Annotated in this window: 10 protein-coding genes and 2 pseudogenes; 9 read left to right on the forward strand and 3 right to left on the reverse strand. The window is 68.6% G+C overall.

All coding sequences use genetic code 11. From position 1 onward, the window contains the following. Positions 1-159: 159 nt before the first annotated feature. On the reverse strand, positions 160-4242 hold the full coding sequence (locus ACFY0K_RS05520) for a carboxypeptidase regulatory-like domain-containing protein (protein ID WP_390638711.1): 4083 nt from the start codon (positions 4240-4242) through the stop codon (positions 160-162). Between the two features lie 585 nt (positions 4243-4827). On the opposite strand from ACFY0K_RS05520, the gene ACFY0K_RS05525 reads away from it, so the two are divergent. Then, entirely contained in the window at positions 4828-5853 is a 1026-nt protein-coding gene (locus ACFY0K_RS05525) for a LuxR C-terminal-related transcriptional regulator (RefSeq protein WP_390638712.1), read from the forward strand. Positions 5854-5923: 70 nt separating this feature from the next. Here the strand turns inward: ACFY0K_RS05525 and ACFY0K_RS05530 are convergent, their stop codons facing one another. Then, positions 5924-6667: a TetR family transcriptional regulator gene (locus ACFY0K_RS05530; RefSeq protein ID WP_390638713.1), complete on the reverse strand. Its 744-nt coding sequence runs from the start codon at positions 6665-6667 to the stop codon at positions 5924-5926. A gap of 102 nt (positions 6668-6769) precedes the next feature. Here ACFY0K_RS05530 and ACFY0K_RS05535 point away from each other — a divergent pair, with 102 nt between their 5' ends. The 3 genes and pseudogenes from ACFY0K_RS05535 to ACFY0K_RS05545 all read left to right on the forward strand — a co-directional run bounded on the left by ACFY0K_RS05535 (position 6770) and on the right by ACFY0K_RS05545 (position 8563). Further along, positions 6770-7252 carry an SRPBCC domain-containing protein gene (locus ACFY0K_RS05535; protein ID WP_390638714.1) on the forward strand — a complete coding sequence of 161 codons (483 nt, stop codon included), beginning with the start codon at positions 6770-6772 and terminating at the stop codon, positions 7250-7252. Between the two features lie 34 nt (positions 7253-7286). Further along, positions 7287-7493, forward strand: a pseudogene (locus ACFY0K_RS05540) (TetR/AcrR family transcriptional regulator); the annotation flags it as partial. A 92-nt stretch (positions 7494-7585) separates the two neighbouring features. Next, positions 7586-8563 (forward strand): L-threonylcarbamoyladenylate synthase, encoded by a 978-nt coding sequence (locus tag ACFY0K_RS05545; RefSeq protein ID WP_390638715.1) that lies wholly within the window; start codon positions 7586-7588, stop codon positions 8561-8563. A gap of 306 nt (positions 8564-8869) precedes the next feature. On the opposite strand, the gene ACFY0K_RS05550 is transcribed toward ACFY0K_RS05545, so the two are convergent. Beyond that, positions 8870-9511: a carbonic anhydrase gene (locus ACFY0K_RS05550; protein ID WP_390638716.1), complete on the reverse strand. Its 642-nt coding sequence runs from the start codon at positions 9509-9511 to the stop codon at positions 8870-8872. Positions 9512-9580: 69 nt separating this feature from the next. On the opposite strand from ACFY0K_RS05550, the pseudogene ACFY0K_RS05555 reads away from it, so the two are divergent. The 5 genes and pseudogenes from ACFY0K_RS05555 to ACFY0K_RS05575 all read left to right on the forward strand — a co-directional run. After that, a pseudogene (locus ACFY0K_RS05555) lies at positions 9581-10043 on the forward strand (glutathione-dependent formaldehyde dehydrogenase); the annotation flags it as partial. Between the two features lie 380 nt (positions 10044-10423). Continuing rightward, on the forward strand, positions 10424-11197 hold the full coding sequence (locus tag ACFY0K_RS05560) for an SDR family NAD(P)-dependent oxidoreductase (protein WP_390638717.1): 774 nt from the start codon (positions 10424-10426) through the stop codon (positions 11195-11197). 135 nt (positions 11198-11332) lie between these two features. Next, positions 11333-12343, forward strand: a complete 1011-nt coding sequence (locus ACFY0K_RS05565; RefSeq protein ID WP_390638718.1) for an aldo/keto reductase — start codon at positions 11333-11335, stop codon at positions 12341-12343. Between the two features lie 57 nt (positions 12344-12400). After that, a complete protein-coding gene (locus tag ACFY0K_RS05570) occupies positions 12401-12817 on the forward strand; it encodes an SRPBCC family protein (RefSeq protein ID WP_390638719.1) in 417 nt (138 codons plus the stop codon). A 41-nt stretch (positions 12818-12858) separates the two neighbouring features. Beyond that, a complete protein-coding gene (locus ACFY0K_RS05575) occupies positions 12859-13905 on the forward strand; it encodes an aldo/keto reductase (RefSeq protein ID WP_390638720.1) in 1047 nt (348 codons plus the stop codon). Positions 13906-13944: the final 39 nt, after the last annotated feature.

The following is a 13944-nucleotide window of genomic DNA, read 5'->3' on the forward strand; positions in this document are numbered from 1 at the left end:
CGCAGCCTGCGCCGACCATTGGTGTTTCGGGACTTCCGGCGGTGCGCAAGTAGGCGGTGGTCCTGGAGGAGAGCGTTGGTTCCGGCGGGCGGGTTGTGCCGAAAGCCGGGGTGAGCCGGCCCCGTTCAGGAGCGCCTCACCCCGGCCATCGGCCGTTCTCTACTTTCTCTTGAGGGTGAAGTCCTTGGTGACGGCGGACTTCTTCTTGATCTTCACCGTCGCGACGGTCGGCTGGAAGCCGTCCTTGGCGACGATGACGGTGAGCGGGTTGTTGCGGACGTCGAGCCACAGGGCGTACCCGCCCTGGGTGTCCGTCGTCAGCGTGTAGCTCGTGGCCCAGGTGTCGATCTGGACGGTGGCCCCGGCGATGGGCGCGGTGCCGCCGTCCGCGGTGACCCCCAGCACGGTGCCGGTGATCTTGCCCCAGGTCTTGGGCGGCGCGACATCCATCTCCACAGGGAGAGCGGGCAGGGAGTACGGGGTGTCTGAGCTGACGGACAACCGGGCGGTGAAGTCTCCCGGCTGGGTCACCTCGGCCACGGAGGCGTCCAGGGTGACCGTCACCTTCGAGCTCTTGCCGGGCTGGAGGGTGAACTGCTGCTCGCTCTCGCTCAGCCAGCTGACGTCGGCCGTTTCTCCCTGGTCGTAGCCCGGCAGCACCTCCACCGTCGTTGCGGGGGTCGCGAGCGCGACGCCGCCACCGACCTTGAAGAAGCCGAGCGCACCTCCGCCGCGGTAGGTGGCGGTGTCGGCGTTGGGCAGGGCGGTCCACGTGCCGGCCTTCGGGTCGAAGGCGAAGGCCTGGTTGGTGATGCTGTTCTGGGTGACGCCACTGGCGGTGACGAGCAGGCCGTTGGCGGAGGTGTAGGCGGCGCCCCAGAGGGTGACCGGCAGGTCGGCGACCTGTGACCACGCGTTGGTGGCGGGGTCGTAGACGTAGGAGTGCTTGTCCTCGCTGTTGCCGTTCAGACCGCCGGCGCAGTAGAGCTTGCCGCTGATGCCGGCGCAGGAACTCCAGGAGATCGACTCCGGGTAGTCGGCCACCGTGGACCAGGTGTCGGCGGCCGGGTCGTAGACGGTGACGTCCGTGCTGCCGCAGGATTGTGCCCCGCAGCCGCCGACCACGTAGAGCTTGCCGTCGAGCACGGCGTTGCCGGAGCCGGCGTAGGGCTTGGGCGAGGCGGCGCCGGTGGTCCAGGTGTCGCTTCCCGGGTCGTAGATCTCCAGCTTGGAGTCGGGGTCGCCGCCGGCTCCCCAGCCGCCGACGGCGTAGAACTTGCCGTCGATGAAGCCGTGGGCGGGATCCTCCCGGGTGTCCGCCGCGCCGGCCAGCTTGGTCCAGGTACCGGCGACCGGATCGAGGACGTACATGTCCTTGGTGTCGGCGCTGCCGTTGAAACCGAAGGCGGAGTAGATCTTCCCGTCGTTGGTGGCGACAGCGTTGTCCATCAGCTTGACCGGCAGGTCGGGGGCCGCCTGCCAGGCGTCACCGGCGGCTCCCGGAGCCACCTTGGCGGTAGTGCCCGCGGCGGTCGCGGCGACCTTGCTCGACAGCGGGGAGTAGGTGCCCTTGACCAGTTTCAGCGGGGCGCCGCCCGCGGACTCGATGCTGAACCCGCCGGGCTGTTCCCCCAGTTTGACGGTGGCGGCCGCCGTGCCGGTGTTCTTGACGGTCAGGGTCTGGGTGGTCCGCTCGCCCCAGCCGACCGACGCGGTGAGCGAGGTCTTGTCGAGCGTCAGCTGCCCGGCACCGAGCGCGAAGTCCGCGCCGACCGCACTGTCGGCCGCCACCTTCACCGTCTTGTCGAGGCCGGTGTAGTGCGGCTTCGCCGCGGTGAAGCCGTGGCTGCCGAGGGAGGAGAACAGGGCGTAGACGCCGTCGCCCAGAGCGGGGTCGTCGGGAGTGGCGAGGGTGACGGTGCTCTGCTTGTCGTCGTCCTTGTTCGTCACGGTGGCGCCGACCAGGCCCGTGGCGGTGTTGGCGTCCGTCACGGTGCCGGTGAGCAGACCGCCGGGCAGGGGCGTGACGTGGCGCTCGCCGACGAAAACGTTGTCGACCTTCCACCACCAGCCGAACGAGCCGGTGAAGTGGAAGCGCAGCTGGACCGATGCCTTGCCGGCGTAGTCGGTCAGCGGGAGCTCGACCTTCTGCGCGCCGAAGGTGGTCTGCGTGGCGGACCAGAGACTGGTCCAGGTGGCACCACCGTCGGTGGTCACGTCGACGCCCGCGCTCTGGCCCCCGATGGCCAGGTAGTCGTTGGCGAAGGCGATCTCGGGTGCGGAGTTGTCTGTGAAGTCGTATACCGGGCTGAGCAGTTGCGTGTCCTGGTGCGCGCCGTTGCCGTAGTGGTCGCTGTCGACGACGGCGAACCCGCCGGCGCCGCCGGTGGTGTTGCCGCGTGAGCCCGGGTCGTCGAAGGCCCAGCCGCCGGTCGTTCCGTCGGCGTTGACCACGCTCCAGCCCTTCGGGGCGGAGTCGGTCGCGTCGAACGTCTCGGTGGTGCCTTCGTCGTGCACCGAGTAACCGGTGGGCGCGGTGGCCCCCCACGGGTCGGCCGGGACCGCGACGTTCAGGCTCTGGTCGGAGTCCGCGACGGTGATCTTCTTGGTGGGCGACGTGTAGCCGGGATAGGCGCTGGTCACATGCAGGGTGTAGTCGTGGCCCTGGGGCAGCTTCAGGTCGAAGGCGCCGGTGAGCGGGTCGGTCCACACCGGGCCGCCGGGGACGCCGTCCGCGGTGATCTTGGCGTAGAGCGGCCAGCCGTGGCCGGAGCCGTCGGTGACCTTGCCGGAGACCGTCCGGCTGGGGACCGGGGTCAGGGCGAAGTTCTTGGTGAGGGTGTCGCCGTCGCCGACGGACACGCCGGAGGCTGTGCCGGTGGCGTAGCCGTACGCTTCGACCGTGATGTCGTAGCTGCCGACCGGCAGGACGAGCGAGTAGGTCCCGTCGGCAGCGGTGTGTGCGGTGCCGCCGCCCTGGGTGGTGACGGTGGCTCCGGCGACCGGCTTGCCGGTGCTGTCGTCGGTGACGGTGCCGGAGAGCCTCCCGTGCGGGCCGCTGCGGAACGCGGCCAGCCCGTCGGGGGTGCCCAGGCCGGTCGGGCCGTCGTAGCCGGCACCGGCGGTGCACAGGTACGCGGGGGTGCAGGTGCCGTTGTCGCCTGTGGTCACGTCATTGAGACCGGTACCGGAGGCGTACGGGTAGGAGTTGGGGTACGTACCCGCGACGGGGGTCCCGGCGGCCGCGTACACGGCGGCGATGATCGGTGAGGCGGCGCTGGTGCCGCCGTACACCTGCCAGCCGCCACCGCCGTAGGTCTGGTAGACCGCGACGCCGGTGGCCGGGTCGGCCACGGCGGAGACGTCGGCGACGGTGCGCTTGTCGCATCCGGTGTCCGTCTGGAAGGCAGGCTTGGGCTCGTAGAGGGAGCAGCCGGATCCCGGGCCGTAGCCGTCGCGGTTCCAGACCGACTCGGACCAGCCGCGTGCGGTGCCGGAGTCCCGGACCAGTGAGGTGCCGCCGACGGAGGTCACGTAGGGGGAGACGGCAGGGTAGGCCACCCCGTAGTCGCTGTCGCCCGAGGAGGCGACCACGGCGACACCGGGGTGGTTGTAATGGGCGTCGTACGTCGTCTCGTCCGGGGTCTCGCCGCTGCCCGGGGTGCTGCTGTAGTTGGTGCCGTAGGAGTTGGAGACGTACTTGGCACCGAGCGCGACCGCCTGGTCGACGGCCGCCCCGAGGTCCTCGAAGCTCGGCTGGTCCGCCTCGACGAGCAGGATGTGCGCGTTCGGCGCGGCCGCGGAGACCATGTCCAGGTCGAGTGAGATCTCGCCGGCCCAGCCGGAGTCGGGCGCGGGGTAGTCGGTGCCGCCGCGCTGGTCGACCTTGGTGAAGCAGCCGTTCGCCGTGGTGCAGGCGGGCAGCCCGTACTGCTCGCGGTAGACGGCCAGGTCGGCCTCGGCGCTGGGGTCGTCGTAGGCGTCGACGATGGCGATCGTCTGGCCCGCACCGCCGTCGGCGGGAAGGCTGTAGGCGCTCTGCAGGTCTCCGGCGCCGTAGCCGCTGGGGCTGACGGAGGCGGCCAGCAGGCCCTTGACGGCCTTGGTGTCGGTGCGGCGCAGGGCGAAACAGGAGGCCTCGCCCTTCTTGGGCGTGGAACAGGAGGGTTCGAGGGCGACCTTCTTCTTGGCCGAGGACGCCGAGGCAACGGACGGGGGCGCCGCGTGGGCCGGGATCTGCATGCCCAGGACCGTCATTGCGGCGGCGCTCAGGACCGTCAGGCAGGCGGCGGCTCTTCGGCGTAAAGCCCTACCGGTTCTCGGTGAGACGCGCAAAACGTTACTCCTCAGGTTGCATTGCAAGGGTCGACTCGTTTCCGGTTCCCGGTCGACGGCGGATACGGGTAGTCGCATTCGCCACCATCAATTGGCGTACGCCGAAGGGCAATTGACAATAAGCATCGTGTTACATGTACATGTCGTTGGACGAATCCGCGCAAGGGGACTGCGACCCGGTCGGAAATTAATTTCCATGCCGAAGGAACCCCGCCGCTGAAATCAAAAAGCGTGGGGCCTATTTCTGCACGGTGATGATTTCCAGTCGGCTGCGGGCGGCCGGGGACCGGGGCGCGCACTCTGCGGCAGCCAGGGGAGTTGTCGGTCCGGACATGTGGTCAGAACGGAGATCACCGCACCGGTGACCTGTGATCATCCTGATCTCGGCAGCTCCGCCTGACAAGATCCACCGCTTGCGGGCCCGCGCAGTTGCGCACTTGCGTAGCATCGGCGTGAACCTCGTTCCGATCTTCCGAGGAGTCGCTGGTGGACGTGTCCTCCCCAGATGCGTTGTGGCCAGGCACCGGCCTGGGCGGCCTCGCCCGGCAGGCGCTGGAGTACCTGGTCGGCCATCCGGACGCGGACGAGGAGGCGGTCGCGGCAGGGATCGGCGTGCCGGCCCCGGCGGCCCGGACCGCCCTGCGGTCCCTGGAGGCCGAACTCCTGGCCGTACGCGTCGGGGAACGGCCCACGCGCTGGAGTGCCAGCCCGCCCCGCTCCTCGCTGGGCGCCCTTCTCGCCCGTAGACGACAGGAGTTGGCCAGGGCAGAGCTGTACGCGGAACAGCTCCACGAGGTCTATCGCACGGCCCCGGGCCGGCAGATCGCCTCGGACCTTTTCGAGGTGGTCGAGAGCGATGAACAGGTCGGCGCCCGCTATGCACACCTTCTGAGGAGCAGTCGGCAGGAGGTCCTGCATTTCGCGAAGCCGCCGTATGTGACCTCGCGGATCGCCCCTACCGACGCTTCCACCTCGGCGGGCGCCGCGGTCCGTCCCGGCGTCCGGCTCCGGTCCGTGTACGACAGCGACGGAATCGGGGACGACGGGTGCCTGGAGGCGGCTCTCCGGGGCGCCGCGGAAGGGGAGTTGCGGCTTCTGTCCGGACTGCCCATGAAACTGGTCATCTTCGACGCCGTAGCGGCGATCATGCCGTTACGGAAAGACGATCCGGCCGCGGGCTCACTCGTCGTGCACTCCTCGACGCTGCTGGACGTGCTGACCGCCCTCTTCGAGAGCGTATGGGAGCGTGCGGTGCCCCTTTCGCTGGAAAGCCGGCCCGTCTCGCCCGCCGCGAGCGCCGAGAGACAGGACGGCGCTCTCGACAGTCGGACGCGGGACATACTGCGCCTGATGTCCGCGGGGATGAAGGACGACGCCATCGCCCGTGCCCTGCGGCTCAGCCGCAGGACCGTTCAGACACATATCAGCGATCTTGGCAGACAGCTGGGCGCACGGACCCGCTTCCAGATCGCCCTGCTGGCCCAGGAACGCGGCTGGCTCGGAAACCCGAAGACCTAGATGTTCTACCCGCAGAGGTCGGTGACAGGGTGGGGTCGACCAGGGGAAGCTGCGGTCGCGGCGCTGTGGCTTACGGCGCCCCGGGGCCGGACGTCTGAATCTCTGACTGCTCCAGCCGGGTCTCCAGCGAGTTGAGTCCGATGTCGATGAGTCGGGCTGCGCGTTGGACGTCGGCACTCACGGCGTCGTGCAGTTCTTCGAAGGTCTGGGTGCGGTTCAGGTGCTTGCGCAGCGCCCGGAACTGGATGGGCCACAGAGCGAGCAGGGCGGTTGCGGCGATCTGCGATTCGGGGTCGTCCGGGCTCATCCCGGTCCGCTGGGCCAAGACTTCGGCGGCTACGGCGACTTGCCTGTCGGCGGTGTCGCGCTGATAGGCCCGCAGAGACGGAGTGGATCCCATCAGCATGCCGAAGCGCAGAAGCATGGCCTTCGCCTCGGCCGGGTCGTTCTGAGAGCTCAGCCATGACGTGATGTTGGCCAGCTCGCTGGAGAGGATCTTCAACGCCGCGTCGACCGGCGCCAGGTCTGGATCGGCCAGGACGGCTCTCAGCGAGGCCACTGTGACCTCGCCCAGATCGAGGACGAGGGATTCCTTGGTCGGGAAGTAGTTGAACACCGTCTTCTCCGAGACCCCGCAGGCGTCTGCGATCTCGGCTACCCGTACCGCGTCGAAGCCCCTCTCCATGAACATCTCGGTGGCTGTGTCGGACAGCTGCCGTCGAAGAAGCCGTTTCTTACGCTCCCGTAGCCCCTCGACGGCGGGTACCTCGTCCTGCGGGCGCAGGGCCGTCCAGTCCACGGTGCGCATGGTCATCACCGAAGCATAGTCCAGTCCCCAAATATTTTCTGCTACTGTAAGTTTACAGTCTCTGAAAATATGTGCTGGCTTGACGCCTGCATGCGAGAGGAGCCCTCAATGAGCGCCATCCACATCGTCCGCGACTACCCCCATCCACCGGAGAAGGTCTGGCGCGCAGTCACCGATCCGGAGCTGATTCCGCTGTGGACGGCCACCGGCGCCGGCGCTCGGCCAGCGGGCTTCGCCACCACGGTCGGCACCAAGTTCAAGTTCATCGCGAACCCCAAGCCGGGCTGGAGCGGCGTCGTACTGTGCGAGGTGCTGGAGGTACGCGAGCCTTCGCTGCTGCGCTACTCGTGGCAGGACGAAAGCGGTGGCGAGGTCACTGAGGTCGCCTACCGACTCACACCGCACGGCAGCGGAACGCGCTTCACCTACGATCACACCGGCTTCACCGGGGCCGGAGGCTACTTCATGGCCAAGATCCTTGGCACCGTCCGCACCAAGATGCTCACCAAGGGGCTGCCTGCGGTGCTGAGAGACCTCGACGACCAAGGCAACCTGCGCCCGCAAAGCCCCCTGGGTCCCAAGCGGCCCTGAGCATGCGCGACAAGCCGCTGCCACATCGACCACTGTGCGAGGCACCGCCATGATCGCCCGTCTCACTGCCGAGCGGGAGTTGGGGTGCCTGGCCGGTGACACCGACATCGACACAGCCGCCCCCACTCTCGTCGGGACCCTGCACCTGCTGTTCGCCGGTCGGGCCGGCGCCCCGCCGCAGAACGTCGCCATCCACAAGATGGTGACCACCGTCATCGTCGGCTCCTTGCGACCACTGCAGCGTCGTGCTGCAAGCGCCCAGGTTGAACGTCGCCACCCCGCCGAGAGTGATCAAGACCGTCGCCGGTCCTTGACACACCTAGGATTGCGAGAATGACGGCAAGAACCAGTGACATCGAGAAGGCAGCCGGTGTGCTGCGCGCCGGCGGTCTGGTGGCCCTCCCGACCGAGACCGTCTACGGGCTTGGTGCCAACGCCGAGGACCCCGCCGCCGTCTCGCGCATCTTCCAGGTCAAGGGGCGCCCACCCTCGCACCCTCTGATCGTCCACATCAGTGGCGCGGAACACCTGGACGACTGGGTCCAGGAGGTACCCGCGACCGCCCGCCTGCTGGCCGGACGCTTCTGGCCGGGGCCCCTCACGTTGGTCCTGCGGCGCGGTCCCCGGGTGCCACTCGAAGCAACCGGTGGCTTGGAGACGGTGGCTGTGCGCGTGCCCGACCACCCCGTGGCTCTCGCGCTGCTGTCTGCTTTCGGTGGCGGTGTCACGGCTCCGTCCGCCAACCGCTTCGGCTCGGTGAGCCCCACGACCGCGGACGACGTCCGTGCCGAGCTCGGCGGCGCCGTCGATTTCGTGTTGGACGGCGGCTCCTGCGAGGTCGGCGTCGAGTCGACCATCGTCGACGCCACCGGCGAGATCCCGGCCATTCTGCGGCCCGGCGGGGTGACGCGCGAGGACCTCGAAGCGGCGCTGGGACGCCCGCTCGCAGTCCCGGTCAGCAGCGCCATCCGGGTGCCGGGCCAGCATCCGTCGCACTATGCCCCGCGGGCGCGGGTCGTCCTCGTCGAGCCGGAGAAGGTCGTCGCCGAGGCGGAGTTGGCGCGGGAACTGGGGCACCGGGTCGGCGTCTTTCTTCCTGCCGCCTTCGCCGACGCTGAGGTGAAGGCGCACGCGGTGGTGCAGGTCCCCGGTTCGATGGCCGCTTATGCGCGGGGGCTGTACGGGTTCCTTCGCGAACTCGACCAGCAAGAGTGCGACCTCATCGTCGCGTCCCTGCCCTCGGAGGAGGGGCTGGGACTGGCGATCGCCAACCGGCTGCGCCGCGCCGCGGGGCCCCGGACCACCGTGTGACCGGCACGACGCCGTGCCCTTACCGCTCCCGGATGCGGGTGCCTGGCGGATCCGGCCGAGCTTTTGCCGGGCTGGCAGGCCGGGCACAGCTCGTGCCGCCCGTCGCGGGTGACAACCGTTTCCCATGCCCCGGTAACCTCGCAGCCCGCGGCGGGTCGGCGCGGGCGGGGGCGTGGTCGGCTCCGTGAGCCATCGGGCGCCCTTCGGAGCTGATCGAGCGGTGGACCCGGTGGGTTCCCCATCCACGTATACGGCTCTCCTGCGACCTGGGCGAATCACGTCAGGAGAGGCGCACGGCCGACATGGTCAGGAGGCGGCAGGGACCGCCGCATCAAGGCCGCGAGAAGCGACGAGCTGTGCACTGCCGTCGGCCAGCCGGTAGGACAGCCCCACCACACCGAGGCGGCCGGCGGCCACCTGCTCGGCCAGGACGCGGGAGCGTTCAAGCAGCAGGTCCACGGTGTTCTCGATGTGCTCGGCCAGGATCCCGTCGGCCTGGTCGCGTCCGGCGGCGCGGGCTGCCAGCACGCTCGGCGTCACCCGTTCGACAACATCACGGACGAAGCCGCCGGGCACCCTGCCGCCGTCGGCTGCGGCACGGGCGGCTGCGATGGCCCCGCACGAGTCGTGGCCGAGCACGACGACGAGCGGGGCTTCGAGCACGCGCACGCCGTACTCGATCGAACCGAGGACTTCCGCACCGGCGACATGCCCCGCCGTACGCACCACGAACAGATCGCCCAGGCCACGGTCGAAGATGATCTCGGCGGCCAGCCGGGAGTCGGAACACCCGAACAGCACGGCGAAAGGCTGCTGGGAAGGTGCGATCTCGGTGCGGCGTATGGCGTCCTGGTTCGGGTGTTCGGGGGCGCCTGAGACGAAGCGCTGGTTACCGGCCATGAGCAGCTCGAAGGCGTCACGGGGCGTCGGGTTCTGGATCTCGGTCATGGCGGCAGCCTACGAGCGGGCACCCGCCGTCGCACCACCTGGCCGTCGGAGGTCGCCGGATCGGACCAACTCGGGGACGCGGTGCGCGAACTGACCGACGGGCGCGGCACCGACGCGGTGATCGACGCGGTCGGAATGGAGGCGCACGGCAGCCCGGTGGCCAAGGCCGCCCAGTGGGCGACCGGACTGCTGCCCACTCGCTGGCCCAGCCGGTCATGCAGAAGGCAGCCGTGGACCGGCTCGGCGCGCTCTACACGGCGGTCGATCTCGTACGGCGCGGCGTACCGTCTCGATTTCCGGAGTGTACGGCGGGGCCATGGACCCCATGCCGCTGCTGCGCCTGTTCGACAGGCAACTTCAGTTCCGGATGGGCCAGGCGAACGTGTGGCGCCGGGTACGGAAATTCGGCCCCTGCTCGGCGACGGAGACCCCCCTCGGCGTGGCCGGGTTGGCCACCGACCACCTGCCGCTGGAGGAGGCGCCACGGGCGTACGCGGCCTTCCAGGCCAAGCAGGACGGCATGATCAAAACCGAAGGCATGCGGTATCCGGACGGGGGCGGGCTGACCGCCGAGCGGCGCAGGCGCCGCGAAGAGGTACGGATGCGGGCCGTTGACCCCTCCGAGGAGAGCGGGCCGGCGTTGACGCGACTCGGCCCAGTGGCTGGGATGTCGTCGGCGCACCCCACGCGATGTGGCCCGAGGACCTGCTGGTGTTCTCCGTATCTCCGCCGCCTGGCCCATACAGAACCCGGAGGACGGGCCGTCGACCACCGGAGGAGGCCTGCAGGGCGAAACATCTCCCTCGGCCGCCAGGTCCGTCCGCGGAACGCTCGCTCGTGCGCGGATGCGTGTGAGCATCAGTTGGCCGAAACTGAGGTCCTAGGGTCACGACCGGTGAGGGTTACCGTGGCATGAACATTGACTTGAGCGGTCGTACCGCCTTGGTCACCGGGTCCACAGCCGGGATCGGAGCGGCGGTCGCCGTGGCGCTGGGCACCGCCGGAGCCGCGGTTGTGCTCAACGGCCGGAACGCCGAGCGCGTCGCCGAGACCGCCCGACGGCTCGGCGCGCGAGGCGTGGCCGCGGACGTCGGAACGCCGGAGGGATGCGACGCGCTGACCCGGCAGATTCCCGAAGCGGACATTCTGGTGAATAATTCCGGGATTTTTGCTACACAGCCCGTCTTCGAGATCCCCGACGAGGAATGGCTGCGCTTCTTCAGTGTCAACGTTCTCTCCGGAATTCGCCTCGCCCGCTACTACGCTCCGCGAATGGCAGGGCGGAAATGGGGACGAGTCGTCTTCGTCAGCAGCGAGGCAGGAGTACAGACGCCGACGGACATGGTTCATTACGGCATGACGAAGACGGCCCAGCTGGCGGTGTCACGCGGTATGGCACAAGAGCTCGCGGGCACCGGCGTGACCGTCAACTGCGTCCTGCCGGGCCCGACCATGAGCGACGGCGTGCTGGCGATGTTCGACGAGCTCTACCCGGGCCTGGACGCCGCAGAGCAGGAGCGTCGGTTTGTCGCCGAAGGGCGGGCTTCGACCTCCTTGCTGCGGCGCCTGATCCGCCCGGAGGAAGTGGCCAGCCTGGTCACCTACGTCGCGTCGGACCGGTCGGCGGCGACCACCGGCGCGGCCCTGAGCGTCGACGGGGGCCTCGTGCCCACCATTTTCCCCTGACACACCCTGGCCGGGAAAACGACGTCACAGGCACCACACCGCATGAAGCTCGCGCCATGCTTCGGGTGCGAGGAATTCCTTTTCTCCCGCGCCGCACAAACGAGTTTGCATCATGGAATCGGAGAGAGACTCATCATGTCACTCAAGGATATTCTGTCCGACCGTATCGGCTTCGGAACCGCTCCTATGGGAAACATGTTTCGGGCTGTCTCCGACGAGGAGGTGTCGGCAACTCTCGACGCTGCCTGGGACCAGGGAATCCGTTACTACGACACCGCTCCGCTGTATGGCGCCGGCCTTGCGGAGATCCGTCTGGGCAGCCTGCTCTCGAGCAAGCCCCGTGACGAGTACCTGCTTTCCACGAAAGTGGGCCGGGTCATCCTGGACGAGGTCGAGGAAGGAGCCCGCGACCTGGGCGAGAAGGGCAGCTTGTTCGCGGCGGGGCGACCGAACAAGATCGCCCACGAATGGACCGCCGACGCCACGGAGCGCTCCATCGAGGGCAGCCTGAAGCGCCTGGGCGTGGACCGGCTCGACATCCTCTGGGTACACGACATCGCTCAGGATTTCCTCGGAGACCTGTGGCTGAGCAAGTTCGAGGAGGCCAGAACCGGTGCGTTCCGCGTCCTGACCCGCTTGCGCGACGAGGGCGTCATCAAGTCCTGGGGCCTCGGCGTCAACCGCACCGAGCCGATAGAGTTGACCCTGGCCCTCGACGAGCCGCAGCCCGACGCCTTCCTGCTGGCCGGCCGCTACACCCTCCTCGACCACGAGCATGCCCTTGAGCGGCTGCTGCCCATGGCGGAGGAGCAGGGCGTCAGCATGGTGGTGGGCGGCCCCTACAGCTCGGGCATCCTGGCCGGCGGCGCCCACTTCGAGTACGCGGAAGCGCCGCAGGCCGTCATCGACCGCGTCAAGCGGACCAAGGAGATCGCCGACCGCAACGGGGTCTCGATCAAGGCCGCGGCCCTGCAGTTCTCTCTCGCCCACCCGGTGAGCGCGGCGGTCATCCCCGGCGCGACCAAGCCCAGCCGTATCAGCGAGGATCTCTCGGCTCTCGACGAGCAGATCCCTGACTCGTTCTGGCGGGAGCTGCGGGAGGCGAAGCTGGTCAGCCCCAAGGCTCCTCTCCCGAACGGCATCTGATCACTCCTCCCTTCCAGGAACGGCCGTATCTACCCTTCACAGTGATTGGACAACTTCATGGCATCCACGTCGGTGAGTCGGACGCTCCCGGTATCACCAGAGCGGGTATGGCAGTTGATCGGGGGATTCGGCTCTCTCCCTGACTGGCTTCCCTACATCCTCTCCAGCACCCTGGAAGAGGGAGGGCGCCGCAGAAGGCTCGCCAACCCGGAAGGGGACAGCATCGTCGAGCAGCTGGTGGCGTTCAACGAGCAGGAGCGCTACTACAGTTACGCCATCCTCGAAGCCCCCTTCCCCGTGACCGACTACATCTCCACACTGCGGGTCCACGCAGTCGCCGGCGCTCCCGGCACCAGCGAGGTCCAGTGGTCGGGGCGGTTCGTTCCCACCGACGCCTCGGAGGACGAGGCCGTCGCCCTGTTCACCGGCATCTACAGCGACGGCCTGGAAGCTCTGAGCCAGGCCGTTTCCTGAGCGGCGTCCCCGGCGGCACATTCAGCGGAGGAGTATCGACCATGGAAGTGCGACAACTGGGCACCTCCGGCCTGCTGGTCTCGACGATCGGCCTGGGCACCATGGGCTTCGGCGGCAAGGACGTCTTCGGCAACGTGGGCAACACCGACGTGACCGGGGCCCGCCGACAGGTCGACATGTGTCTCGACGCAGGGGTCAATCTCATCGACACCGCGAACATGTACTCCAGAGGGGCGTCCGAGGAGATCCTCGGAAAGGCACTGGACGGACGACGGGACCGCGTCATCCTGTCGTCGAAGGTGCGCCTGCCCATGGGGGACGGGCCCAACGACGAGGGTCTGTCGCGCCGGCACATCCTGGACCAGATCGAGGGCAGCCTGCGCCGCCTGGGTACCGACTACCTCGACATCTACCACGTGCACGAGTGGGACGGGCTGACTCCGCTGGAAGAGACCATGGAGACACTCAACAGCCTGGTGACCTCGGGCAAGGTCCGGTATCTGGGTGTGTCGAACTTCTCCGGCTGGCAGCTGATGAAGTCGCTGTGGGTCGCCGACGCCAACGGGTACCAGCCGTTCGTCAGCAACCAGATCTATTACTCCCTCGAATCAAGGGACGCCGAGTACGAGCTCATTCCCGCATCGGTGGACCAGGGACTCGGAGTCCTGGTCTGGAGCCCGCTGGCCGGCGGACTGGTGAGCGGAAAATACCGTCGCGACCAGCAGCCCGAGAACGGGCGTCACCTCACCGAGTGGTCCGAACCTCCCGTCCGCGACGAGGACAAACTCTATGACACCATCGACGTCCTCGTGGACGTGGCGTCCGTCCGCGGCATCTCGCCGGCCCAGGTGGCGCTGGCGTACCTGCTGGCGAAGCCCGGTGTCACGACCGTCATCGTCGGCGCCCGCAGGGACGAGCAGCTCGCCGACAACCTCGGGGCGGCCGACGTCCACCTCACGCAGGAAGATCTGGACCGCCTCGACAAGGTGAGCGCGCCCGATCTGATCTATCCGCACTGGCACCAGGCGAACCTCGTGTCCTCCCGGTTCAGCGAGGCGGACCAGGTGCTGCATCGGCCAGCCCGCTGAGCTCCGGCTGCCGCCGACGACGACATTCAGCGCTGGGCT

Source organism: Streptomyces sp. NPDC001507 (assembly GCF_042894765.1).
Classification (GTDB): Bacteria; Actinomycetota; Actinomycetes; order Streptomycetales; family Streptomycetaceae; genus Streptomyces.

What these genes read in the sequence shown, in the direction of transcription:
- ACFY0K_RS05520 (WP_390638711.1), bottom strand. Translation starts at nt 4,242, where the DNA reads ATGCAGATCCCGGCCCACGCGGCGCCCCCGTCCGTTGCCTCGGCGTCC.
- ACFY0K_RS05530 (WP_390638713.1), bottom strand. Translation starts at nt 6,667, where the DNA reads ATGACCATGCGCACCGTGGACTGGACGGCCCTGCGCCCGCAGGACGAG.
- ACFY0K_RS05535 (WP_390638714.1), top strand. Translation starts at nt 6,770, where the DNA reads ATGAGCGCCATCCACATCGTCCGCGACTACCCCCATCCACCGGAGAAG.
- ACFY0K_RS05545 (WP_390638715.1), top strand. Translation starts at nt 7,586, where the DNA reads ATGACGGCAAGAACCAGTGACATCGAGAAGGCAGCCGGTGTGCTGCGC.
- ACFY0K_RS05550 (WP_390638716.1), bottom strand. Translation starts at nt 9,511, where the DNA reads ATGACCGAGATCCAGAACCCGACGCCCCGTGACGCCTTCGAGCTGCTC.
- ACFY0K_RS05560 (WP_390638717.1), top strand. Translation starts at nt 10,424, where the DNA reads ATGAACATTGACTTGAGCGGTCGTACCGCCTTGGTCACCGGGTCCACA.
- ACFY0K_RS05565 (WP_390638718.1), top strand. Translation starts at nt 11,333, where the DNA reads ATGTCACTCAAGGATATTCTGTCCGACCGTATCGGCTTCGGAACCGCT.
- ACFY0K_RS05570 (WP_390638719.1), top strand. Translation starts at nt 12,401, where the DNA reads ATGGCATCCACGTCGGTGAGTCGGACGCTCCCGGTATCACCAGAGCGG.
- ACFY0K_RS05575 (WP_390638720.1), top strand. Translation starts at nt 12,859, where the DNA reads ATGGAAGTGCGACAACTGGGCACCTCCGGCCTGCTGGTCTCGACGATC.